Genomic DNA, 23,464 nt, shown 5'->3' on the forward strand with positions numbered 1-23,464 from the left:
GAGCCATCATCGGTGATCGCTGTATTCTATCGCGCATTTTATTTTCTGAGTGGTTAAACTTGTCGCTTTACCTGGCCGGAGCGAGATGAGTGTCGCTTCGGCTGGCGCTTTTTGAATGATGATCAAAAATTGATGATATTTACCCTCAGTGATTTCACCGGTAGTCCCTATTCATTCGCTTTCACCTGATGTTGTCAGGTGATGACTCCTTTAAAAAACAAACTTGCGAGACAGCATGAAAGCGCTTTCTATCCGTCAGTTACGCAAGACTTATGATAATGGCTTTGAAGCCCTTAAAGGCATTGATCTGGATGTTGAAGAAGGAGATTTCTTTGCCATGTTGGGCCCCAATGGGGCCGGTAAGTCGACCACTTTGGGCATTGTGTGCTCTTTAGTGCGTAAAACCAGTGGTTCTGTCGAGATTTTTGGACAGAGCATTGATCAGAACTTCGCTAAGGCTAAGCAGATGATCGGTGTGGTACCGCAGGAATTTAACTTTAACCAGTTTGAAAAAGTTTATGACATTGTCATGACGGCTGCGGGGTATCAAGGGATTCGCCCGGCTGATGCAAAACCTGTGGCCGAACGGTTGCTTCGTGATTTAGGACTTTGGGATAAGCGTGATGTGCAATCACGTATGTTGTCTGGTGGAATGAAGCGCCGATTAATGATTGCCCGAGCCTTAATTCATCAACCTAAGTTGTTAATTCTTGATGAACCAACCGCTGGTGTCGATATTGAATTGAGACGCTCTATGTGGCAGTTCATGCAGGAAATCAACCGACAAGGCACCACGATTATTCTGACCACTCACTATCTGGAAGAGGCTGAAAGCCTGTGTCGTAATATTGCCATCATCAATCATGGTGAAATTATTCAAAACACCAGTATAAAAGCGCTACTGAGTCAGCTTGATCGTGAAACGTTTATCTTTGACTTGGCTCGACCTATTGAGCAGGCGCCAGTGATTGAAGGTTTTGATGTGCACCGCACCGATGCCACAACTCTGGAAATTCAGGTTCAAAAAGGGCAGACGCTTAACCGTGTATTTCAAGTGCTTGAGGCGAACGGTCTTGAGGTCGTGAGTATGCGTAATAAGGCCAATAGATTGGAAGAGCTGTTCGTTCACTTGGTCGCAGAGCCCAATGATAAGCCTGCACAATCAGATATTCCGGTGACTGTTTAATATTCAGGAGCACTCATGTTGAGTCGGTTTATGTTGAGTAAATATCACTGGATTGCCTTTGAAACAATCCTGGTTAAAGAAGTGCGCCGGTACACCCGGATTTGGCCTCAAACGCTGCTGCCGCCTGCCATTACAATGTCGCTTTACTTTGTGATTTTTGGCAACCTCGTCGGGCGCCGAATTGGTGAAATGGGCGGCTTTAACTATATGCAGTTCATTGTGCCTGGTTTGATCATGATGGCAGTGATTACCAATAGTTACTCCAATGTGGTGTCCTCATTCTTCAGCACAAAATTCCAACGGTCTATCGAAGAGTTATTGGTAGCGCCTGTTCCCAGTTGGGTCATTCTTTGGGGATATGTCCTGGGGGGTGTTTCTCGTGGGTTACTGGTTGGATTGGTCGTGACTTTATTGTCGATGTTTTTCACTCACCTCACGATTCATAACCTTTTTGTGATGGTGGCGGTGGTGGTGATGACTGCCGTTTTGTTTTCACTCGGTGGTTTTATTAATGCTTTGTTTGCCCGTAAATTTGATGATATCGCGATTGTGCCGACGTTTATTCTGACGCCTCTGACGTACCTAGGCGGTGTGTTCTATTCCATCGATATGCTGCCTGATTTCTGGCGGGCTATTTCGATGTTTAATCCGATCCTCTATATGGTGAATACATTCCGTTACGGTATTCTGGGTGTTTCCGACATCAATGTCTGGGCAGCACTGGCAGCAATAGGCGGATTTATTGTTGTTTTTGCGGCTTTGGCATTATGGCTGCTTGAGCGTGGTCGCGGGATTCGCAGCTGAGCAAGGGATGAAGCATGATGAACGATCAAACGAATGGAGCAATCGCGTATGGAGAGCTTTGAGCAGCACTTGGGCGCTGCGCCCTTAGGTAAAACGCAGGGGTATGTGGATCAACATGACCCTAGTTTGTTATACCCTATTCCGCGTCAAGCACAACGAGAGCCTCTCGGAGTTGTTGCTGATCAGGTATTACCCTTCGTTGGGGAAGATGTATGGACCGCTTATGAGGTGTCCTGGTTGTTGCCGGGTGGGCGGCCTGTCGTGCGTGTTGCTGAGTTTAGAATCCCTGCTCAATCGCCCAATATCATTGAGTCCAAGTCATTTAAACTTTATCTCAATAGCCTGAATCAGACGCGTGCTTCTCAGTCGCAAGTACAGCAGTGGCTTGAAACTCACTTAAGCGATGCGGCTGGTGCGCCGGTGGACGTCAAGCTAATGCATTTGGATGACTGGATTGAGCGTGATATCAAGCGTCCAATAGGCCACTGTTTAGATGAACTTGAAGTGGACTGCGATGATCTGGCTGCGCCTCAGCCGGCTTTATTATCGGCTTCAGGTGATGTGGTTTCGGAACGTTTGTATAGCCATTTGTTGAAAAGTAATTGTCCGGTGACGGGGCAGCCTGATTGGGCGACAGTAGTTGTCGACTATACGGGGCCTAAAATTAATCCTGAGGGGTTGCTGCGTTATATCGTCTCTTACCGTCGCCATAATGATTTTCACGAGCACTGTGTTGAAAAGATGTTTTTGGATTTGCAGGAACGCTGTCATCCAGAGCACTTATCTGTGCAGGCGCGTTATACACGACGTGGCGGGTTGGATATTAATCCATGGCGTAGTACAAGTGATCAACGTGCACCGGATTGGCGGGATGTCCGCCAATAGCCGTCGACTGTCAGGCCGCTTGGTGGATTAGCGTTGAATGAATACATGGCTCGCCCATTGTTCGGGCGGCCATGTCATTTCTCATCACTGGCCTGATGGATAATTAGGCTGCACCAAGCATGCCATGGGGGTCGAGCACAAACTTGCTGGCCACTCCGGCATCAAACTCAGCGTAACCTTTGGGCGCATCCTCAAGTGAAATAATCTGCGCATTGACAATATCTGCAATATTGAGGCGATCGTGAAGGATGGCCTGCATGAGTTGTCGATTATACTGTACGACAGGCGTTTGGCCCGTATGGAAGGATTGAGCTTTAGCCCAGCCCAAACCAAAACGTAGGCTCAGATTTCCCGTTTGAGCGGCCTTCTCCGTTGCACCGGGATCTTCAGTGACATAGAGCCCAGGAATCCCGATAGAGCCAGCTTCGCGAGTCACTTCCATCATTTGGTTGAGTACGACGGCGGGTTGTTCTCGGCCACTGTGTCCGACAGCCTCAAACCCAACGGCATCAATGGCACTATCGACTTGCGGTTCACCAACAACCGCGGCAATCATTTCACCCAGCCGGTCATGGCGGCTTAAGTCAATGGGTTCAAATCCCATTTTTCGCGCATGTTCCAAGCGGTCTTTATTGAAGTCTCCGATCATAACGACTGCGGCACCAAGGATTCTTGCCGAGGCCGCAGCGGCTAAACCAACAGGGCCAGCACCTGCAACATAAACGGTGGAACCTACACCGACTCCGGCTTTGAGTGCACCATGGAATCCTGTCGGTAAGATATCGCTCAGCATCGTGAGATCACGGATTTTAGCTAAGGCCTGATCTCTATCCGGGAACTTGAGCAAGTTGAAATCGGCGTAAGGCACCATAACATAGTGTGCTTGACCACCAACCCAGCCGCCCATATCAACATAACCATAAGCGCCGCCTGCACGATCTTCATTGACATGCAAGCAGACGCCGGTATGGCCTTCTTTACAAGTGCGGCAGCGACCACACGCGACATTGAAGGGTACAGAGACTAAATCACCGATATTCAGAAACTCGACGTCTTTTCCTTTTTCAATCACTTCCCCAGTGATTTCATGGCCTAACACCATGCCTGCTGGAGCGGTCGTTCGTCCGCGTACCATGTGTTGATCGGAACCGCAGATATTGGTCGACACCACTTTGAGGATCACGGCGTGCTCGATAGGCTGGCCGTGCGGGTTTTGCATTTTAGGGTAATCAATATCCCGTACTTCAACTTTGCCGGGCTCGACGTATACCACTCCACGATTGCTGGCCATAAATACTCCTGACTGTTCAAAGCATAAGGTGTTTAAACATCTTGTTCGAATAATCCGTTTAAAGCGTGGAAATGCCCCTGGGAACAGGAAGTTGTCCTGTATAGGCCATCGATGCATTTCCGGTGTGCTCTGTTGCGCCTGACTCGTGTGATCCTGTTGCCCATGTTGCATCCGTGCTTCAGGATCACTCGCAGAATAGCAATCTCATGTTCAGCTAAGGAAGAGACTTGTATGACATGAGGGCTCATTCTTTAGTCCCATGTCGTTTTTTCTGGACGGTGTTTTTTATCGTCTGTGTATGAATAGGGGCTAAGGGGTGGTGTGTCATTCGCACGTTTTTGATGACGGGAAAGTGTTAGAATTGCTTCCTTTAATCTATTTGCTTCGTGCAATTTATTTTTTGTGCGATTCGTTTGTTCTGTGGAGAATATGATGCCCGCTCAGCACCTGCCTGATAACCTTGAAACGCTTGTGCTCTATTGTCGTGCTGGGTTTGAATCCGACTGTGCGCTTGAGGTGCAAACCAAGGCTGCTGAACTTGGTATTTATGGTTATTGCAAGACGGGCGAAGCCTATGTCTGTTTTGTGCCTGCCAATGGCCGACAAGATATTGAACGGTTATTAGGTCAACTGCACTTGGACCAATTAGTGTTTGCGCGCCAATGGTATCCCGTTGTGGTGCTGGCTCATCTGGATCGTGAGAATCGTCTAGGTCCTGTGTTTGAGGCGCTTGCCGGTTGGCCCAGAGCGGGGCAGTTGGTGGTTGAATACCCCGATACCAATGACGGTAAGGCATTGGTTGGGCTAGGTAAGTCATTATCCAAACCTTTACTCAGTAAGTTACAGAAGCAAAATCGCCTCACTCGCAAGCTGAGATCGGATCTACCGACGCTGTTTGTCTTTTTGGTTGCAGGCGATACGCTCATGTTGGGTTGGGGATGCCCCGATGAGATTAATCCGCATCCTATGGGAATTCGACGTTTGAAGTTTCCTAAGGAGGCTCCTAGCCGCTCCACACTCAAGTTGGAAGAGGCGTGGCATCAATTTATTCCTGCTGATCAATGGGATCAGCGACTGGCGCCAGGGATGAAAGCCGTTGATTTAGGCGCCGCGCCAGGGGGGTGGACCTGGCAGCTGGTACAGCGCCATATGATGGTGACCGCGGTAGATAATGGTCCAATGAATGCAGGCTTAATGGATTCAGGCCAAGTGGAGCATGTTCGAGAGGATGGCTACGCCTGGCAGCCAAGCAAAGGGGTGGAATGGATGGTCTGCGATATCGTGGACAAACCCGCGCGTACTGCCGATATGGTCATTCAGTGGCTGTTAAATGGCTGGTGTCGACAGACCATTTTTAACCTCAAACTCCCGATGAAAAAACGATGGGATGCCGTGGATTTGGCTTTGTCACATATCCAATCTGCGTTGGACGAAGCTGGACTTCGCTATCAGATGGCGTGTAAGCATCTCTATCATGATCGAGAGGAAGTCACGGTCTACATCTGGCGCCAATCTTGAGTTCATAGTGTCAATCAGTTTGTTCATGCGTGTAATGTATATCTTTTTGTCTCATTGTGTTGAATGAGTGGGCCTGCACCTTGGCGGCCTTGAAACGCTTTATATAATAGCGCCTTCTTTTAAATCGCAGGGATGTTGCATCACGATGAAAGTTTGGGGCCTATTATTTGCGATGCTGGTGTTGTCCGGCTGTGCCGGTCATCAGTACAAAGACTATGCGCGAGAAGTAACGCCAGAGTCTGTCGAGATTTTTGATACCACCGGCGGTGATCCTGACGCGGCGACTGTTTACGGTATATCCCGACCCAATCAGAGCTTTGTGGGTGAGCACCAGCTTATCCTCTTTTCTAAAGTGGATGATACCCCTCTTCCCAATGCTCAACGGGGTGGCTTCTTGAGGACTGATGTGACCGGATATCAAGCGATTAAGGTGTCGCCTGGTAAGCATAATCTGAGTTACTTCTTTGTCTCTGCTGGTTATTTGACATGGCATGCTAAAGACCTTGAGTATAATCGTATGGATTTTGAGCCTAAAGGCGTTTACGTCTTGGATTGGGCGATACGAGTCAGCAATTACGGTACTGGCTATGTGACTAAGGGGTTGCAGTCGGTTGTTCGAAAAGCTCAAGCGCGTGACTTTGATTTTTCTGACGATTAGCGACCTTTGGGGTTGATTTTGTCTGAGCTGTTGGTGGATTTTTGCATGTAAGGTGGTGTCAGTGTGTAGATATTTCACCGAGTGGCTAGGTGGCGGAGTGATGTATACCGCAACGCAATGACGCTCATGAAAACGACCTGAGCGGCTTGTGGCTGCTCAGGTCGTTTTCTGTTATTGCAATGCTTGTATCGCTCTGTCGGGCCCGTTGAATGAGAGGCCCGCTGGGCGAGGTGTTAATAACCGACCGTAAATCGCTGACGGCTATGCTGTGGATTTTCGATTTCATCCACCATGGCGATGGCATAGTCTTCAAATGAGATGCTAGAACCTGCTTCATTGCTTAATAAGGCATCTTGTCCTAAACGGAACTTTCCTGTGCGCTCACCTGGTATGAACATGGCGGAGGGTGAAAGGAAGGTCCAGTCCAGATCAGTCACTTGCTTCAGTTGGGTAAGGAACGTTGTTCCTGCACGGGCTTCTGCAGCATAGGCTTCAGGGAAGTCAGGTTGATCAATCAGCATTTGACCCGGCGCCACTTCAAGGCTTCCTGCACCGCCAACGACCAAGTAGCGAGGTGTTCCCGATTGGCGTACAGCCTGGATCAGTGTTTCAAAGTCGCTATCGAGAAAGTGAACGGCACTCACGACAGCATCATGGCCTTGCAGCTGCTTTGCTGTGGCATCGATATCAAATAAGTCACCTTGAATGGGGGTGACGCCAGGAAGTGAGGCAATTTTTTCAGGATGTCGGGCAATGGCTGTGACTGTATGTCCTCGATCAGATAGTTCTTTGATAATTCTTGAGCCGGCTTGGCCTGATGCGCCAATGAGTGCAATGTTCATTGAGTTGACTCCTGAGTAATGGATTCATGTATCATCATGGGATGAAATAGTGACTCAGTCTGCTTTGTAGACTATGTGGGTTAGGTTAGGATTAATCGTTGTGCTGAACAAGGAGTCATCGCCATGAGACTAGGTCACATGGTGATGACCATGGCCTGCACTGGGGCTTTGTAAGTCGTTATTGATCATCAAATGGGATTGGACCCAACAATCGGATTGGGTCAAGCGGGAATTGATATGCCAAAGATTTCATCATCTAAAACGTCACCCTTATCGGTTCATTCAGCTTCGGCCAATGAACCTCCTTTTGAGCAGCCTTGCCCCATTCGTGATGTTTTAAACCGTATTGGTGACCAGTGGAGCTTGTTAGTTCTGGAAACGTTATATCCTGAGAAAAAGCGCTTTAATGAACTGATGCGCGAAATCGGTGATATTTCTAAGCAGATGCTCTCTCGCACTTTAAAAAAACTAGAGCAAGATGGCTTCATTACACGGGAAGTGTACCCAGAAATTCCACCGCGCGTTGAGTACGAACTAACGCCCCTGGGCCATTCATTTCTTAAACCAATGCGGACACTGGTGGGCTGGGCAGATGATCATCATCGCGATATTGTGAACGCTCGGCAACGTTATCAGCCTGCCGAGCGTCAGTGGCAACAGCCTAAATGACGTTGAGGACTACTGTGCGGTCGCTTCTGATGAAATATGTAATGTCACTTCATCGCTGACATGTGGGACATATTTATCCAGATTAAAGTCACTTCGCTTAATGACTGTCTTGGCATCAAACCCTAGCGCTGGAACTTTCGCCATGGGATGTTCGCCGATTTTATTTAAAGTGGCGTGGAAGACAACCGGTTGTGAAATCTCTTTAATGACGAGGCTGCCATGAACATTGTATTGGGGTTGCCCTGCTGCATTGTGTCCGGCTGCTTCAACGTGACTGCTGGTGAAAGTCGCATTAGGGTGAGCTTGAACATCAAAGTAAGTGGCGTTCATTAATTCTTGAGTCAGTTCTGGAACGCCTGTCTTGATTGTATTGACCGGTAGAGTGATCTCGACACTGGATTTTGTGGGGTCATCTTGATCAAATTGGATGGTGCCACGGACTTTATTGAAAGTGGCTGTCGGATGGGAAAAACCAAAATGCGCCCATGACGCAATCACACTGGTATGCGTTGGGTCTAGTTGGTAAGCCTTGGTCTCTGCAGCGGCATTGCCAGTGAAGAAGGTCAGTAGGCCTAGGAGCATTAAAGCGCGTCTGAAACCGCCGCCATAACACGCCATCATGAAGTCACTTCTGCTGGTTTGAGTGATGAGTCTGCTTAGCATATCGATACCTCCTTGGCTGGCTCTATATCGGATGTACAATACTTTGCCCTTGATATCGACTGACCTCAAATAAGTGGCGCTGTTCCGTTGAGGTCATACCACTTCATGATGTTGATTCCCTTGTGTTTTGATTAGAATAAAGGGGCTATATTGCGTCGCCTTCTTGATTAAATTTTGTCAATCAAATAGACCGCTAATCAAAGAGGGCGTTAATAACCCGTATGAAGTCAACTCACTCAACTCTGGATTACCCCTCATAATGAAAAAAACACTATCGCTGGCACTTTGTTTGGTTTCTCTTGCTTTGACGCCATGGACGTCTGTGCAAGCTGAGCAGGTTTCACGACTCGATCGGGTGAAAGAGACTCACACATTAAGTGTCTGCACGACTGGAGACTATAAGCCTTACAGCTACCTGCGCCCGGATGGTCAATATGAAGGGATTGATGTGGCGATGGCGCAATCTTTGGCTGAAAGCTTGGAGGCCGAAGTCAAATGGGTCCCCACCACATGGAAAACACTGATGCCAGATTTTCTGGCCAAAGATTGTGATATTGCTGTTGGTGGCATTTCTATCACATTGCAACGTCAGCAGCAGGCTTGGTATGCCAAATCTCTAGGGACTGATGGCAAAATTCCGCTGGTTCGTTGTGAAGATCAAGCGCGTTACGAAACTGTGGCTCAAATGAACCGGGCTGATGTTCGATTGGTTGAGCCTGCTGGGGGCACCAATGAAGCCTTTGTTCATCGTTATTTGCCTGAGGCTCAGCTCAACCTGTTTCATGATAATGTGACGATTTTTCAGCAATTGGTGGATCATAAAGCAGATGTCATGATTACGGATGCCTCTGAAGCGTTATACCAACAAAAACGTTTTCCAGGATTATGTGCGGTCAATCCTGATCAGCCGCTGCAATATGGTGAAAAAGCCTACTTATTGCCCCGTGATGATATGAGTTGGAAGCAGTATGTTGATCAATGGCTACATTTGAGCCAAGAGACGGGGGCATACAGCCGTATGGCTGAACAGTGGATTGGTGCACAGCCTTAAACCGTATGGCTCATGACGTTCAACATGACGACGGAATAAAGCACCGAGTGTGTCTTGGCGTCATGAGCCCTCTGGAAATACGTTAAGATTGAATCTGTTAGATTGATGGGGTGCGTTGAGTGCCACTTGCTTTGGGCGTGAGTGCCCCGGTCATTTTGTCCAATGTTTTATCCTTCCATAGCCATTGGTGCACGCCCACCATGGCAATATGACCGATGACTAAGGCCAATAGTAGCCAAGCCATGACACCATGAAGCAGGTCCGCAGGGGTCATGAGCCACGAGATTTCACGCCCCGATGAGGGGATTAATTCAATACTGTAGAACTCGAAAGCTCGATTCCGACCATAATGGCGTAAAAGTGCTAACCCTGGAATAAGTATGAGTAATCCGTAAAACAGATGGTGTACAGCTCTGGCTGCTTGCCCGGTGAAACGCTTTTCTGAGGCTGGCCTTTGATGGCGTTGGTGAAAACGCCACAGGCTGCGGATAACGATTACAACCAATAGCATCAAGCCAACTGCGCCATGCGGAGCAATCTGGGCCAGCTGCATTGTCAATGCGGTTTTACCTAATAATCCCCAGCTGATAATCACGATGAATTGAGCAATGACAAGGCTTGCCGTGAGCCAGTGGAGAATACGGCTGATACGCCCATAACGTGCTGGTGTATCGAGCCAAGGAGAACAGGGGGTTGGTGGAGGTGTTGACATGAGAGATCCTTTCAATCGAGGGTCATCAGAGGTGAGGGGTCGGTTTAATTGAAAACTAAAGCACCTAAAGACTCTGAATATAACGGAAAGGTTCCTCATGGTGGCCTAAGTGAGTGGCAGCAATAATGTGAAGACGAAGAGGTTTCTTGCGGTCTAGCGGGTGGTTAGAGGCGTGTCAGAGCATCAGTGACGTCACTCACGTGGGCTCAAGCCCCCATCAAGGGCGTGGAAGCCGTTGATGGGGGGATGTTTAAAATTGAGCGTTTAGCTCTGAATTACTCGTATTCATGTGCCATGGCTTTCACTGCATATTCTTTGCCGTAGCGCTTCAGTGCCCAAACGTACATCAATAAGCCTCCAATCATCCAGCCACCAAAGACCAGCCACTCTGCTGGTGTTAGCGCTGATGGGCTGAAGGGCAGGTAAAGTGCTGTCATGCCTAATGATAAGAGAACAGCGAGTGCTCCGACCAACTTGCCCTGACGAACAAAGAATGGGCGTGGCATTTCGGGTTCTTTGATTCTTAACACTAAAAATGACAAAGCCACAAATAAGTAAGCAATCACGATTCCCAGCCCACCGGCATCGACCAGCCATACCATTGCCGGGCGGCCGAGTAAGGGGGCGAGAGTGGACAAAATACCAATCAGGAGGATGGCATTAGTCGGTGTTTTATATTTAGGGTGAAGTTTGGCGAGTGCCGTGGGTAGCATACCCGCATGAGCCAGTGCATAGATCGCACGTGACCCCCCGATATAGAAGGCATTCCAGCTGGTGATAATGCCCGCAACGCCAGCGAGAATCATGAGCTTGGAGGCCCAGGGAGCATTGAAAACTTGTTCCATGGCGGCCGGAACAGCGAGTACATCACCGCCCAGTGCTGAGGCTGGCATCATCAAAGACGTGCCCAAAACGATCAAGGCATACCAGACCACGGCAAGAATAACAGACAGGGTCAGGACTCGACCGATATCGCGAAAAGGGAGGTTAATTTCTTCTGCCGCTTGTGGAATAACATCAAAGCCGACAAACAGAAATGGCACCATGATCATGACGGTCATGATGCCGCCGCTACCACCATGAAATAGGGGCTGTAGTGTTGCCGTTTCCCCTGTAAAGAGGGCACCGCTGATAAATAAAGCCCCGACGGCTAGAATCAAGAGTGTGACTAAGCGTTGAATGAGTGCGGCCATGGTGATGCCGACATAGTTGATGGCCATCATCACAAGAGAGCCTGCGACGCCGACCAGGACCCATGTGAAATTCACATCCCAGCCAGAAATTGTCCAAAGGTGGCCGACAGAGTAGCCTGGGAACAGGCTTTCAACGACTGTGGGGAGGGCAACGGCTTCAAAAGAAACAACGCTGATATAGCCAAGTATAATCGCCCAGGTGCAGATAAAAGAGGCAAAGTGCCCTAGTGCGCGGTAGCTATAGACGTGTTCTCCACCGACTTTGGGCATGGCGGCCGCCAATTCGGCATAAGTGAGGCCAACCAAGATTACAGCCGCACCACCAATTAAAAAGGCGACAATGGCTCCAATACTGCCTGCATTGACGATAAACTTCCCTGTTAACACGATCCAGCCCCAGCCAATCATTGCGCCAAAGGCCAGTGCTAGAACATCTTTGCGCGCCAGAACGCGCACTAGATTATTGCTGTTATCGGATTGTGGCATGACATCTCCGTTATTATATATTTATTGGCGTGTCTTCAAGGCTCTGGTGATGGAGTGACTCCATTCATCTGAGCGATTGAAAGCGTTGAACGATAGATAAGGTGACGGATGAAACCATCTCAATATCTATCAGCTACTGCTTTCTATTTGGTTTTATCTATTATTTGTGTCTGATATATTTAACATTGAACGCTGAGCCAAGTACAGTGTTCAGAGGATCTTCGCGGAAATTTTTCTTATTACCCTTAAGTATTAAAGGGTTATTGCTCGGGAGTCGGTGCTTTTTAAAGACTCGACCCTCGCTGATCTGACGCCTATCATGATGCGCTTTGAGCAGGGCTGTAGTGACAGTCTTGATGATCAATGATGTGCCGATAAGGACAATTTAATTTTGTTGAATGACAGTCTGGCGCTGACTCAGCGCATACCGCCGGGCGTACGTTTCATGCTGCTATCGGCTCTTGGATTTGCTTTGATGGGCGCGTGTGTCAAAGCGTTAGGGACTGCGGGAATTCCTGTACTTGAGATTGTGGCGGCGCGTTCATTGGTTTCTTTGGTGATCAGTTACGCGGATATTCGACGTAAACATATTTCTCCTTGGGGCCACCGTAAATCACTGTTGGTTTTGCGTGGTGTGCTCGGCGCTTTGGCATTGATGGCCGTGTTTTATTCGGTCACAACGCTGCCTTTGGCTCAGGCAACAGTACTGCAATATACCTACCCTACGTTTACGGCGATCTTGGCGCTGATTTTCCTGAAAGAACGAATCCAATGGGCAACTATGGCCTGCATTGGGTTAAGCCTTTTAGGCTTAATCGTGGTCTCATTGCCGCAGTGGGATCATAGTATTTTAACGCATGCTTCTTGGTGGAGTTTAGGGGCTGCGCTGTTAGGGGCTTTAGGTAGTGGGAGTGCTTATGTCGTGGTCCGTCGATTAAGCCGTACAGAGGATAGCTCTGTCATTATCTTCTACTTCCCCATGATTGCCTTACCTATTTCAGTGCTATTGCTAGGTCCTGCTTTTGTGATGCCGACTTGGGAGCAAGTCGGGTTGATGTTGTTAGTCGGTATTTTTACTCAAATTGGTCAAATCGGTTTGACCAAGGCGATGGCTGTTGAGCAAGCCGGGAAAGCCAGTGCTTATGCTTATATCCAGGTGATTTTTTCGACTTTGCTCGGATTTCTGTGGTTTGGGGAGATTCCGACGCTCTGGACACTGCTTGGCGGGGTTTTGATTATTGCGGGTGCATTGATCAATACACTTTGGAAGCGCTGATATTAATCCAGTGTGATAAATATATTAAACGAACGCTGGTCGAAAGTGATCTCTGAAAGGCGTGCTTGTATACAACTTATTTATACGAACATTAGGTTCACAAGCGTAAGATACACAAGCCTAAGGTACACAAGCCGCCTTTCAGGGCGCGACTTCAGGTTACTGCTATTGCTGTGTTTCGTTATCGGTGAAGACACCATCAAACAACGGTGTCGAGAGGTAGCGTTCGCCAGAATCAGGCAGGATAACCACAATCGTTTTATCCGCAAATTCAGGTTGTTCGGCCAAGCGAAGGGCGGCTGTCATTGCAGCACCGCAGGAAATCCCGCAAAGAATACCTTCTTCAGTCATTAAACGACGAGCCATGGTCATGGCGTCATCGGCATTAACCGGTTCAACACGATCCAGTAGGCCTAAATCCAGGTTTTTAGGAATAAAATTAGCCCCAATACCTTGAATTTTGTGTGGCCCAGGGGTGATGTCTTCTTGCTTGAGGGCTTGTGTGATAATGGCCGATTCTTCAGGCTCAACAGCCACTGAAGTGATGGCTTTGCCCTGAGTTTGTTTCAGATAGCGGCTGATACCCGTGATGGTGCCACCGGTACCAACGCCTGCGACAACGACGTCAACTTCGCCATCAGTGTCTTGCCAAATTTCAGGGCCGGTTGTTTTTTCATGGATCGCAGGGTTGGCTGGGTTATCGAATTGTTGCGGCATAAAGTAACGAGCAGCATCGCTCTCAGCAATTTCCTGTGCTTTATCGACTGCCCCCTTCATCCCTTTGGCCGGTTCTGTCAGGACAATATTGGCCCCTAACGCTTTCATGACCTTCCGGCGCTCAATACTCATGGATGAGGGCATGGTCAGGGTGACTTTGTAGCCTCGAGCAGCGCCCACGAAACATAGCGCAATACCCGTATTACCTGACGTGGGTTCAATAATTTCCATACCAGGTTTGAGAAGCCCTTGCTGTTCTGCTTCCCAGATCATATTCGCACCGATGCGGCATTTGACCGAAAAGGCCGGATTGCGTGCCTCAATTTTGGCGTATACCTTGGGATGTTGGGTCAGGCGATTAATTTTAACCAAGGGCGTCTGCCCAATGGTGAGTGAGTTGTCTTCAAAAATCCGACTCATGATGGCTCCTTTCATTCGGATCAAGGTGATGAAATTAGGCTTCTCGTGATGAGGCTTTAGGCCACGTTAGGCGTCTCAAAGTTCAAAATCCAGTTATTTATCGCCATTTTTTTATAGCATTTAACAATAAGGGCTCTTGAGACGATGGATATGCGATATGAAGCGAACACTTGTTTGAGTTTGTCCTGGTAAGCTGAGTACACTATCGAGAGATTACAATCTTAAGAGGTATGGTTAAGCGGTGATCTTGGGAAATGGTCTTAAGCGATGGTCTTAAAAATTGGTCTTAAAAGATGATCTTGAAAGACCGTAGTGGTCGCCTAAGGGGATGTGCTTGCAAGTGTGGATAACGCTCGCCACCCGTGGCTCATAAGGCAAAAGAGGGTATTTCATGCAATTTACCGGAACCGATCAATATGTGGCTACAGATGAGTTACAAGTGGCCGTTAATGCCGCCATTACGTTGGCGCGACCGCTTTTAATCAAGGGCGAACCTGGAACGGGTAAAACGTTATTGGCTGAACAGGTTGCCGATGCTTTAGACGCCCCTTTAATCACTTGGCATATTAAATCGACGACCAAGGCTCAGCAGGGCCTGTACGAGTATGATGCCGTCTCTCGTTTGAGAGATTCTCAACTGGGGAATGATCGGGTGCATGATATTAGTAACTATATTGTGCCCGGGAAGCTTTGGGAGGCCTTTACCAGTGAGCGTCAAGCCGTATTGCTGATTGATGAAATCGATAAGGCGGATATTGAGTTTCCTAATGATTTGCTGCTGGAACTGGATCGCATGGAGTTCTTTGTTTATGAAACTCAGCAAACCGTTAAAGCCAAATATCGACCCATTATTATTATTACCTCTAACAACGAGAAAGAGCTGCCCGATGCTTTCTTACGGCGCTGTTTCTTTCACTTTATTCGTTTTCCAGATGCTTCAACAATGCGTCAAATTGTCGACGTTCATTTCCCGCAAATACAAGCTCAATTGGTGGATCGTGCGCTGGCGGTTTTTTACGATTTGAGAGACGTTGCTGGGCTTAAGAAAAAGCCTTCAACCTCTGAGTTAGTTGATTGGCTCAAATTACTGATGGCTGACGAGTTGTCTCGTGAGCAATTGCTGAATCAGGATACGGGCTCGTCGATCCCGCCTTTATGTGGTGCTTTGGTCAAGAATGAACAGGATGCCAGTTTGTTGGAACGATTGGCCTTTATGCAGCGACGTAAGGGGCGTTAATTATGCTGGTGGATTTCTTTATGGAAGTCCGTGCCGCTGGAGTGCCCGCGACACCTCGTGAGCTGCTGGATCTGATTCGGGCGCTTGAGCGGAATCTGGTTTTTGCTGACTGGGATGAGTTTTATCTGCTGGCGAGGACTTGCTTGGTTAAAGATGAAAAGTTCTATGACCGGTTCGATTTAGCCTTTGGGTGTTATTTTGAAGGTTTGGCGGATCTGGATGAGTTGCTCAATCAAGTGATTCCAGATGAGTGGTTGCGCCAAAGTTTTGAACGTTTTTTATCGGAGCAGGATAAAGCTCAGCTGGATTCCTTGGCCAGCCTTGATGATTTGATGAAGCAGTTTCAAGAGCGTCTGAAAGAACAGCAGGAACGCCATGCTGGAGGGAGTAAGTGGATTGGGACAGGCGGTACTTCTCCTTTTGGTCATGGCGGTTATCATCCTCAGGGGGTGCGCGTTGGTGGAGAGTCCCGTCATCAACGAGCGGCTAAAGTTTGGGAGACACGTCATTTCCGTAATTTAGATGACAGCGTGGCGTTAGGGACGCGTAACATCAAAGTAGCGCTTAAACGTTTACGTCAATTTGCACGGACAGGTGCTCAAGAAGAGCTTGCGCTGGATGAGACGATTCGGGCCACCGCTCGTAATGGTGGTTATTTGGATCTTCGATTGCGTCGTGAACGTCACAATGCGGTGAAAGTTCTGCTTTTTTTAGACATTGGCGGTTCGATGGATGCGCATATTGCGCAATTGGAAGCGCTCTTTTCAGCCTGTCGTAGTGAGTTTAAGCACCTAGAATTCTTTTATTTCCATAACTGCCTGTATGAATCTGTATGGCGTGATAACGTACGGAGAATGAATGAGCGCACCTCGACAACCTCATTGCTGCATACATTTGCTGAAGACTATAAAGTGATTTTTGTCGGTGATGCCTCTATGGCGCCTTGGGAAGTGACTTCTCCCGGTGGGAGTGTTGAACATTTCAATGATGAGTCTGGCGCTGTTTGGCTTGAACGAGTGCGGCAAAAGTGGCCGCATTTGATATGGTTAAATCCGATCCCTGAACGTCATTGGGACTACACGCCTTCGATTGGTATGGTGCGTCAATTAGTGGATCAGCAGATGTTTCCTCTGACGCTTGAAGGCCTGGATCAAGCGATGAGGGCTTTGATGCAATAAGCCCAGACATGTTTTGATGAGCCAGGGTTTGATGAGCTAAGTTTTGATGAGCTAAGTTTTGATGGGCTAAGTTCTGATGAGCTAAGGTTTTGATAAGTGAGTGTTTTAATTGCAAGGGCAGGTCAACCCCCTCTAGATCAATGATATGATGCAACCATACCCCTTTATTAAACCGCTGCCTTCGGGCTGGCGGTTTTTTTCGGTACGGGTCCAGCATTGTTTCTATTGAAATGCTTTCTATCGCGCTATTGTTTGGACCATCTATTGTTTGGAGCTCTCTATTACCCATGATTGGCAAGGAGTAAAGCTGTATGGCGGCAATACGTCCGCGTTTTGGTGTTTTGTTATTGTTATGGCTTACCGGTCTTTATTTGCGGGTGCCGGTGTTGGTGATCCCGCCTTTATCTCCTTTTATAGGTGATGAACTTTCTCTGGACAGTACCACCCTCGGTGCTTTAACGACTTTGCCGGTTTTGATGCTTGCCATTGGTGCGGTTCCTGGCGCTTTGGCCATTGCTCGCTTGGGGGCTCGAGGCGCTTTGATGATGGCGCTGGTCTTGGTCGCGATAGGCTCTGCGCTGCGAGGTGTGGCTGAAAGCGATTTGAGCCTGTTAGGGGTGAGTGCGCTCATGGGGCTAGGGATTGCAGTGATGCAACCTGCGTTACCGGCATTGTTGCCTAGATGGCTGTCTTATGAGCAAGTTGCTTTGGGTTCAGCGGTTTACATGAATGGCATGTTAATGGGGGAATTTATCTCGGCAGGGTTGACATTACCTGTTGTCATGCCGCTGGTTGAAGGGAGCTGGCGAGCTGCCTTATGGGTCTGGTCTCTACCGGCGTTGTTGTTGGTGTTCGCATTGAAATGGCCCAGGGATCATGAACCTGATCAACCCGTGCGACGCCCAGGATGGATGCCTGACTGGCGACACCCTTTGGTGTGGCAAATGGGGCTGATCTTAGGCAGTAGCTCGACTTTGTTTTTTGGCCTGAATGCGCATATGGCGAGTTTGCTTAAGGCGCGTGGTGTGCTCGATGCATTGGATCAGGTGTTGTTCTGGTTTAATTTTATGCAGGTGTTGGCCTCTTTTTTAATGTTGAAGGCTGCGCACTATTGGGTGGGTAAGCGTTTACCGATTTTGTTATGCGTTATGTTGGATTGTTTATTAGTACTGGGCTTTTGGTGGGGAAGTGGTGCATGGGCTGTGGTGTGTGTGGTGGCATTGAGCTTTTGCTCGGCTATTTTGTTAGTCCTGATGGTGTCACTGGTCCCTTCCATGGTGCCCGCCGATGAGGTTGGGCGCATGTCCGCTGGCTGCTTTACGATTGGGTATGTGGTGTCTTTCGTGATGCCTCTTCTTGGCGGTATTTTGGCCGATACGTCGGGGGATGCAGAAGATATCTTGTGGGTGCTTTCAGGCTATGCCTTGCTTACCATTCCATTAGCCTGGCGGTTGCGCCTTCACTCCAGTGCTCATCCTGCCGGATGATATGGATGTTGGCATGAGGTGTTCTACAACCGCCAAACGCATTATTTCTATACACGTATACGCTATACGACGCGTTACCCGATGCTGATGTCGGGTAAGTCTGGGGCCTCCAGCGTCACTTTTTCGGTGGGGGCCATCACAGTGGCTGTCCCTGTGACGACTTTCTTACCTTCTTGATTGGTGACAGTGGTATCCAGTGTGACAATTTTTTTGTCATCACGTAGCTCTTTCACCGTTAAAGTCACCGTTAAAGTGTCATTGAGACGTACTGGGCGACTGAATTTCACTTCCTGACCTAGGTAGACTGTACCTGGCCCCGGTAACGTCATCGCCAGTGCGGCAGAAATTAATGAACCAGACCACATGCCGTGAGCAATACGACCACCAAACTGGGTGGTTTTGGCAAAATCGTCGTTCAAGTGTAATGGGTTCATATCGCCTGAAACGGCTGCGAACAATACCAACTCACGTTCAGTCAATGTCTTCTCGTAAGTCGCTTGATCCCCAACTTTGAGGGTGTCGTAGGGGCGATTTTCCAGTGTACTCATGAGTATTCTCTCCTTAAATCATCGGCTTTGCGCGATGAATCCCTGAATTATGGTGAAAAAAGCGATGAGCTTAAAGCACCGGTAATGAGCTGCGTATAGAAAAAGCATGATTTGAATAGGGCTTGCTTATTCTACCGTTACACCCATCGACCATTATGCCAATCTGCCGCTACACCGTCTGTCATAGTGCTAGAGCATGTTGTATGGACAGCGTAATGAGCGATGTTCGTTGATGGTCTCTGTTGGTTTGTTGTGCGGTGCAGTATAGCGCTTTTAAAGCCAATATCACCATAAACTGATTTAAGTCAAAACAAGCATGCGCTAGGTCGGTAGCGTGAGTTTGGCAATGCCACCATGGTGGCATTTGTTGCGTCGCAGCGTCGGGCTAATGTCTAGGGTCTAATGTCGACAATGCGAATAAACGTTGTCGAAGACGTGGTGAACACCAACGGTTAGTTAAGTGAAGGGATTATGCATGGTTTTGATTAGGATGATCCTGCTGAAGCGCCGAGTATGTGAGCCGTGTTCAAGGGATTCTAATAAGTACGCGCTCTTTATGGAAAGTGCTTTTATAAACAAGTAGTTAAATTATTTTGTGGCGATTGAATAGTTTGGAATTTACTCAGTTGAGAGCACTTGTTCGTTAAAGAATCATTATGAAACGTACGCACGATAAAAGTACGAACCCTTTGTGAGGACGCCTTGATGTCATCAACTAATATTTTCGAAATGGGGCTTGAACGTGGTGCTGCTAACCATGAAGTGTTGACACCCCTGTCTTTTTTGCAGCGAACGGCTCGTGTTTATCCGGAACGTTTGGCGCATATCCATCATGACCGACGACAGACGTGGGCCGAGACCTATCGACGTTGTGTGCAGATGGCGTCGGCGCTTACCAAAGCCGGTGTGCGCAAAGGCGATACGGTGTCGTTTATTTGCCCTAATATTACCGAACTCTTTGAAGCGCATTTTGCTGTACCAATGGCTGGCGCTGTATTGAATGCGGTAAACACGAGACTTGATGCGGAGTCGATCGCCTTTATCTTGCAGCATGCCGAGACTCGCATTTTGTTTGTCGACCGAGAGTTTTCTGCTTCTGCCGAGCAGGCATTGAAGTTGATGGGGGCTGAGCGTCCTCGGGTCATTGATATTGATGATCCTTTCTATGACGGGGGGGCTTTGATTGGTGATACCGATTATGAAGCCTTTTTGGGGACGGGCGATGAAAATGCTGAATGGTCGGTGCCTGATGACGAATGGGAGGCCATTGCGTTGAACTACACCTCGGGGACAACAGGGAACCCTAAGGGTGTGGTTTATCACCATCGCGGGGCGCATTTGAATGCGCTGTCCAATAACCTCTCTTGGGATATGGTGCAGCACCCCGTTTATTTATGGACTCTCCCGATGTTCCATTGCAATGGCTGGTGTTTCCCATGGGGGATTGCGGCCGCAGCGGGAACTGGGGTGTCATTACGCCAGGTTCGTGCTGAGCCGATTTTTGATGCCATTAAAACTCATGGCGTCAATTATTTCTGTGGCGCGCCTATCGTATTGAATATGTTGAATAATGCTGATGATAGTCTTAAGCAAGGTATTGAGCATCAAGTGAAAGTGATGACTGCAGGTGCGGCCCCGCCGGCTTCAGTCATTGCAGGAATGGAAGCGATGGGATTTGCTGTGACGCATGTCTATGGGTTAACGGAAACTTATGGGCCTTGTGTCGTGTGTGCTTGGCATGATCATTGGAATGAGCTGCCATTAGATGAGCGTGCCCGCCTTAAAGCACGTCAGGGCGTTAAAGCGCCATTGCAAGAAGGGGTGATGATTGCTAACCCGCAAACCATGGAAGCTGTGCCACAAGATGGCATTACCATGGGCGAGATTATGATTCGCGGCAACTTGGTGATGAAAGGTTATTTGAAAAACCCTAGGGCAACTGAAGAATCCTTCCATGGCGGCTGGTTTCATACTGGTGATCTTGCCGTATGGCACCCTGATGGCTATGTAGAAATTAAAGATCGCTCTAAAGATGTGATTATTTCGGGAGGAGAAAATATCTCATCGATTGAAGTGGAAGATATGCTGTATCGCCACCCGGCGGTGTCTGAAGTGGCTGTAGTTGCGCGCCCGGATGAAAAGTGGGGAGAAACCCCTTGCGCTTTCATTAATTTAAAACCTGGCCATGAAGTGACCGAAGCTGAATTGATCGCCTTTTGTCGTGAGCATATGGCTCACTTTAAAACGCCCAAGACCATCATCTTTGGTGAGCTGCCGAAAACGTCTACCGGTAAAATTCAAAAATTCCGCTTACGGGGTGAAGCCAAGGCATTGAAATAAAATACTTTATTGTATTTTGCTTCATCAGAATGTTGTATTGAATATCTGTCTGTCGCGTCTGTTGTTGATTGAAGGCGCGGATCTATTAAAGCCGGGGCTTGTCTCCGGCTTTTTATCGTTTTTTGAGACCTGAATCGTGTTGGGCATAGTTTATTGGGTTGATGGATGACGCCGTGTCTACTCGGTTTATTTTTCTTGGGCGTGAGATGCGCTGCAAAGTGGGTTTAATGAGTTTAATCTTATGAGACTAAAGGGGGAATGTTAACGTTAACGTCACTATTGGCGACAGCTGGTGGGGTCGTTATAGTAATACGGCCGTTTGAATTTGAATGGTCAGGTGGAGTGAGTCGCGAGTTTTCAATCGAAGTTGCACTTTGTCGAGATTTTGAAAGTTGCTGGCGACACTCTGTTTGAGCAAATAGATACGGGATACTGAAGTCTGGTCTGTCAGGCTTATTTGATTAATGGGCAGCATGTCCTGTTTGGGACGTGTAGGCTGAAAGCATTGTCGTGTGAGACTTCAGATTTCTCGTCTAGGTCACCAGGAGGCAGTATGACTCACCCCGTCAACGGGAAGCGCCCTGCAGGTATCGCAGATGAAATTGATATGAATACTTATGGCTCTGTATTGGATGTACTGAGTCAAGCCTGCGACCGTTTTGCAGGCAAGCCTGCGTTTACCAATATGGGGCATACCCTGACTTATGCTGAGGTGGATCAGTTGAGTCGTGATTTTGCCGCCTATTTACAGCAAAAAACAGACTTAGAGCCGGGGGATCGCATTGCCATTCAGTTGCCGAATACATTGATGTTTCCGGTAGCGGTATTTGGTGCCATGCGTGCAGGTCTTGTGGTGGTCAATACCAATCCGCTTTATTCCGAACGTGAAATGGAGCATCAATTTAATGACTCTGGCGCTCGCGCCATTGTTGTCTTGGCGAATATGGCGCAGCAAGTTGAGCATGTGTTGCCTCATACCTCGTTGAAATATGTATTTGTGACTGAACTGGGTGATCTTCACCCACCGATTAAGCGATTTTTGATCAATAAAATCGTGCGCTATGTTAAAAAACTGGTGCCTGCTTATCAGCTGCCGCAGGCGATTAGCTTTCGTCAGGCCTTGAGCCAAGGTGGGCTGTCTGAGTGGACTGCACCGCAACCGAAACCTGATGATGTCGCTGTGTTGCAATATACCGGCGGAACCACCGGTGTTGCCAAGGGTGCGATGCTGACGCATGCGAATTTAGTGGCGAATATGCTTCAGGCACGAGAAGTGATTCAGAGCGTTCTGGGCGAAGGCTGTGAAACTGTGGTTGCCCCCTTGCCGATGTATCATGTCTACACTTTTACAGTGAACTGCATGTTTTTAATGGAAACGGGGAATCACTCTTTATTAATCACCAATCCCCGGGATATTCCTGCCTTTGTAAAAGAGCTGAAAAAGTATCGTTTTACCGGGTTTGTCGGCCTGAATACGCTGTTTGTTGCTTTATGCCATAACGAAGCGTTTAAACAGTTGGATTTCAGTGATCTGAAATTGACGATTTCGGGCGGCATGGCGCTGACTCAGCAAGCTGCCCAGCTGTGGGAAGAAACGACAGGGTGTGCTGTGGCGGAAGGTTACGGTATGACAGAAACGTCGCCGATTGTGACGTTTAATCCGCCAGGGGCGGCTCAACTCGGAACCATTGGGCAGCCGGTACCTTCCACTGAGGTGCAAGTGGTGGATGAGAATGGAGCACCGGTGCCGCAAGGGGAGCCAGGAGAGCTGTGTGTGCGAGGCCCCCAAGTGATGAAAGGTTACTGGAATCGCCCAGATGATACTTCAGCCATGATTAATGCTGAAGGCTGGTTGCGCACTGGCGATATCGCCGTGATTCAGGACGATGGCTACATTCGGATTGTAGATCGCAAGAAGGACATGATTAATGTGTCTGGTTTTAATGTATACCCGAATGAAATCGAAGATGTGATTGTGACGCATCCGGATGTCTATGAAGTGGCGGCCGTCGGGGTTGCGGATGAGCGAAGTGGCGAGGCAGTGAAAGTCTTTATTGTCAGTCGAAATCCGGATCTGACGGTTGATGAAGTCCGGCGCTTTTGTAAAGAGCGCTTGACGGCCTACAAGGTGCCTCGCTTGGTCGAGTTTCGAGATGAATTGCCCAAGAGTAATGTGGGTAAGGTGTTGCGCCGTCAATTACGGGATGAGGCGACAGAAAACGCCTGATTTTCAGGTGCATATCGTCTTGCCTTCGGGTCGTTTATAATGATGCCTTTTCGGCCGCGATATACCCTGTGATGCC

Annotated in this window: 20 protein-coding genes; 13 read left to right on the forward strand and 7 right to left on the reverse strand. The window is 48.4% G+C overall.

The features are described from left to right. The first annotated feature begins 235 nt into the window (after positions 1-235). From BFW38_RS05405 to queF, 3 genes are read left to right on the forward strand one after another with little or no spacing between them, the layout of a single operon-like run. Entirely contained in the window at positions 236-1,186 is a 951-nt protein-coding gene (locus BFW38_RS05405) for an ABC transporter ATP-binding protein (RefSeq protein ID WP_068997463.1), read from the forward strand. 15 nt (positions 1,187-1,201) lie between these two features. Continuing rightward, entirely contained in the window at positions 1,202-1,990 is a 789-nt protein-coding gene (locus BFW38_RS05410; RefSeq protein ID WP_425427885.1) for an ABC transporter permease, read from the forward strand. Positions 1,991-2,023: 33 nt separating this feature from the next. After that, positions 2,024-2,875, forward strand: a complete 852-nt coding sequence (queF, locus tag BFW38_RS05415; RefSeq protein ID WP_245686076.1) for an NADPH-dependent 7-cyano-7-deazaguanine reductase QueF — start codon at positions 2,024-2,026, stop codon at positions 2,873-2,875. 103 nt (positions 2,876-2,978) lie between these two features. On the opposite strand, the gene fdhA is transcribed toward queF, so the two are convergent. Continuing rightward, positions 2,979-4,166, reverse strand: coding sequence for a formaldehyde dehydrogenase, glutathione-independent (gene fdhA / locus BFW38_RS05420; protein WP_068997465.1), 1,188 nt, complete (start codon positions 4,164-4,166; stop codon positions 2,979-2,981). A gap of 429 nt (positions 4,167-4,595) precedes the next feature. On the opposite strand from fdhA, the gene rlmM reads away from it, so the two are divergent. Together rlmM and BFW38_RS05430 are read left to right on the forward strand one after the other, a co-directional pair. Continuing rightward, on the forward strand, positions 4,596-5,684 hold the full coding sequence (gene rlmM, locus BFW38_RS05425) for a 23S rRNA (cytidine(2498)-2'-O)-methyltransferase RlmM (RefSeq protein ID WP_245686077.1): 1,089 nt from the start codon (positions 4,596-4,598) through the stop codon (positions 5,682-5,684). 145 nt (positions 5,685-5,829) lie between these two features. Continuing rightward, positions 5,830-6,342, forward strand: coding sequence for a hypothetical protein (locus tag BFW38_RS05430; protein ID WP_068997467.1), 513 nt, complete (start codon positions 5,830-5,832; stop codon positions 6,340-6,342). A 233-nt stretch (positions 6,343-6,575) separates the two neighbouring features. Here BFW38_RS05430 and BFW38_RS05435 read toward each other — a convergent pair whose 3' ends face one another. Next, on the reverse strand, positions 6,576-7,184 hold the full coding sequence (locus BFW38_RS05435; RefSeq protein WP_068997468.1) for an NAD(P)-dependent oxidoreductase: 609 nt from the start codon (positions 7,182-7,184) through the stop codon (positions 6,576-6,578). Between the two features lie 237 nt (positions 7,185-7,421). Here BFW38_RS05435 and BFW38_RS05440 point away from each other — a divergent pair, with 237 nt between their 5' ends. After that, positions 7,422-7,853 (forward strand): winged helix-turn-helix transcriptional regulator, encoded by a 432-nt coding sequence (locus BFW38_RS05440; protein ID WP_069000232.1) that lies wholly within the window; start codon positions 7,422-7,424, stop codon positions 7,851-7,853. 9 nt (positions 7,854-7,862) lie between these two features. Here BFW38_RS05440 and BFW38_RS05445 read toward each other — a convergent pair whose 3' ends face one another. Further along, positions 7,863-8,516, reverse strand: coding sequence for a YceI family protein (locus tag BFW38_RS05445; protein WP_218186366.1), 654 nt, complete (start codon positions 8,514-8,516; stop codon positions 7,863-7,865). 259 nt (positions 8,517-8,775) lie between these two features. Between BFW38_RS05445 and BFW38_RS05450 the strand changes: the two genes are divergently transcribed. Then, complete coding sequence (locus tag BFW38_RS05450) at positions 8,776-9,567, forward strand: transporter substrate-binding domain-containing protein (RefSeq protein ID WP_068997469.1); 792 nt, start codon at positions 8,776-8,778, stop codon at positions 9,565-9,567. A 97-nt stretch (positions 9,568-9,664) separates the two neighbouring features. Here the strand turns inward: BFW38_RS05450 and BFW38_RS05455 are convergent, their stop codons facing one another. Together BFW38_RS05455 and BFW38_RS05460 are read right to left on the reverse strand one after the other, a co-directional pair. Next, entirely contained in the window at positions 9,665-10,279 is a 615-nt protein-coding gene (locus tag BFW38_RS05455) for a cytochrome b (protein WP_068997470.1), read from the reverse strand. A 275-nt stretch (positions 10,280-10,554) separates the two neighbouring features. Then, complete coding sequence (locus BFW38_RS05460; protein ID WP_068997471.1) at positions 10,555-11,958, reverse strand: APC family permease; 1,404 nt, start codon at positions 11,956-11,958, stop codon at positions 10,555-10,557. Between the two features lie 391 nt (positions 11,959-12,349). Here BFW38_RS05460 and BFW38_RS05465 point away from each other — a divergent pair, with 391 nt between their 5' ends. Beyond that, a complete protein-coding gene (locus BFW38_RS05465; protein ID WP_245686078.1) occupies positions 12,350-13,234 on the forward strand; it encodes a DMT family transporter in 885 nt (294 codons plus the stop codon). 165 nt (positions 13,235-13,399) lie between these two features. On the opposite strand, the gene cysK is transcribed toward BFW38_RS05465, so the two are convergent. Further along, positions 13,400-14,371 (reverse strand): cysteine synthase A, encoded by a 972-nt coding sequence (gene cysK / locus BFW38_RS05470; protein WP_068997472.1) that lies wholly within the window; start codon positions 14,369-14,371, stop codon positions 13,400-13,402. Positions 14,372-14,762: 391 nt separating this feature from the next. Here cysK and BFW38_RS05475 point away from each other — a divergent pair, with 391 nt between their 5' ends. The 3 genes from BFW38_RS05475 to BFW38_RS05485 all read left to right on the forward strand — a co-directional run bounded on the left by BFW38_RS05475 (position 14,763) and on the right by BFW38_RS05485 (position 18,273). Then, the gene (locus BFW38_RS05475) at positions 14,763-15,608 is read left to right on the forward strand and encodes an AAA family ATPase (RefSeq protein WP_068997473.1); all 846 of its coding nucleotides are present in this window, start codon (positions 14,763-14,765) and stop codon (positions 15,606-15,608) included. A 2-nt stretch (positions 15,609-15,610) separates the two neighbouring features. Next, a complete protein-coding gene (locus tag BFW38_RS05480; RefSeq protein WP_068997474.1) occupies positions 15,611-16,786 on the forward strand; it encodes a vWA domain-containing protein in 1,176 nt (391 codons plus the stop codon). Between the two features lie 311 nt (positions 16,787-17,097). Further along, positions 17,098-18,273 carry an MFS transporter gene (locus BFW38_RS05485; protein WP_068997475.1) on the forward strand — a complete coding sequence of 392 codons (1,176 nt, stop codon included), beginning with the start codon at positions 17,098-17,100 and terminating at the stop codon, positions 18,271-18,273. Between the two features lie 74 nt (positions 18,274-18,347). Here the strand turns inward: BFW38_RS05485 and BFW38_RS05490 are convergent, their stop codons facing one another. Continuing rightward, entirely contained in the window at positions 18,348-18,821 is a 474-nt protein-coding gene (locus tag BFW38_RS05490; RefSeq protein ID WP_068997476.1) for a MaoC/PaaZ C-terminal domain-containing protein, read from the reverse strand. 705 nt (positions 18,822-19,526) lie between these two features. Here BFW38_RS05490 and BFW38_RS05495 point away from each other — a divergent pair. Continuing rightward, positions 19,527-21,161, forward strand: a complete 1,635-nt coding sequence (locus BFW38_RS05495) for an acyl-CoA synthetase (RefSeq protein WP_068997477.1) — start codon at positions 19,527-19,529, stop codon at positions 21,159-21,161. A gap of 553 nt (positions 21,162-21,714) precedes the next feature. Further along, on the forward strand, positions 21,715-23,388 hold the full coding sequence (locus BFW38_RS05500; protein ID WP_068997478.1) for an AMP-binding protein: 1,674 nt from the start codon (positions 21,715-21,717) through the stop codon (positions 23,386-23,388). Positions 23,389-23,464 lie beyond the last annotated feature (76 nt).

The organism is Terasakiispira papahanaumokuakeensis (assembly GCF_001709345.1).
In the GTDB taxonomy this organism is placed as follows: domain Bacteria; phylum Pseudomonadota; class Gammaproteobacteria; order Pseudomonadales; family Halomonadaceae; genus Terasakiispira; species Terasakiispira papahanaumokuakeensis.

Bases quoted from the DNA above. Each gene is read 5' to 3' on its own strand.
- BFW38_RS05475 (WP_068997473.1), top strand. From the start codon at position 14,763: ATGCAATTTACCGGAACCGATCAATATGTGGCTACAGATGAGTTACAA.
- BFW38_RS05490 (WP_068997476.1), bottom strand. From the start codon at position 18,821: ATGAGTACACTGGAAAATCGCCCCTACGACACCCTCAAAGTTGGGGAT.
- BFW38_RS05500 (WP_068997478.1), top strand. From the start codon at position 21,715: ATGACTCACCCCGTCAACGGGAAGCGCCCTGCAGGTATCGCAGATGAA.
- rlmM (WP_245686077.1), top strand. From the start codon at position 4,596: ATGATGCCCGCTCAGCACCTGCCTGATAACCTTGAAACGCTTGTGCTC.
- BFW38_RS05435 (WP_068997468.1), bottom strand. From the start codon at position 7,184: ATGAACATTGCACTCATTGGCGCATCAGGCCAAGCCGGCTCAAGAATT.
- BFW38_RS05430 (WP_068997467.1), top strand. From the start codon at position 5,830: ATGAAAGTTTGGGGCCTATTATTTGCGATGCTGGTGTTGTCCGGCTGT.
- queF (WP_245686076.1), top strand. From the start codon at position 2,024: ATGGAGCAATCGCGTATGGAGAGCTTTGAGCAGCACTTGGGCGCTGCG.
- BFW38_RS05450 (WP_068997469.1), top strand. From the start codon at position 8,776: ATGAAAAAAACACTATCGCTGGCACTTTGTTTGGTTTCTCTTGCTTTG.
- BFW38_RS05455 (WP_068997470.1), bottom strand. From the start codon at position 10,279: ATGTCAACACCTCCACCAACCCCCTGTTCTCCTTGGCTCGATACACCA.
- fdhA (WP_068997465.1), bottom strand. From the start codon at position 4,166: ATGGCCAGCAATCGTGGAGTGGTATACGTCGAGCCCGGCAAAGTTGAA.
- BFW38_RS05445 (WP_218186366.1), bottom strand. From the start codon at position 8,516: ATGCTAAGCAGACTCATCACTCAAACCAGCAGAAGTGACTTCATGATG.
- BFW38_RS05460 (WP_068997471.1), bottom strand. From the start codon at position 11,958: ATGCCACAATCCGATAACAGCAATAATCTAGTGCGCGTTCTGGCGCGC.
- BFW38_RS05485 (WP_068997475.1), top strand. From the start codon at position 17,098: ATGGCGGCAATACGTCCGCGTTTTGGTGTTTTGTTATTGTTATGGCTT.
- BFW38_RS05410 (WP_425427885.1), top strand. From the start codon at position 1,202: ATGTTGAGTCGGTTTATGTTGAGTAAATATCACTGGATTGCCTTTGAA.
- BFW38_RS05440 (WP_069000232.1), top strand. From the start codon at position 7,422: ATGCCAAAGATTTCATCATCTAAAACGTCACCCTTATCGGTTCATTCA.
- cysK (WP_068997472.1), bottom strand. From the start codon at position 14,371: ATGAGTCGGATTTTTGAAGACAACTCACTCACCATTGGGCAGACGCCC.
- BFW38_RS05495 (WP_068997477.1), top strand. From the start codon at position 19,527: ATGTCATCAACTAATATTTTCGAAATGGGGCTTGAACGTGGTGCTGCT.
- BFW38_RS05405 (WP_068997463.1), top strand. From the start codon at position 236: ATGAAAGCGCTTTCTATCCGTCAGTTACGCAAGACTTATGATAATGGC.
- BFW38_RS05480 (WP_068997474.1), top strand. From the start codon at position 15,611: ATGCTGGTGGATTTCTTTATGGAAGTCCGTGCCGCTGGAGTGCCCGCG.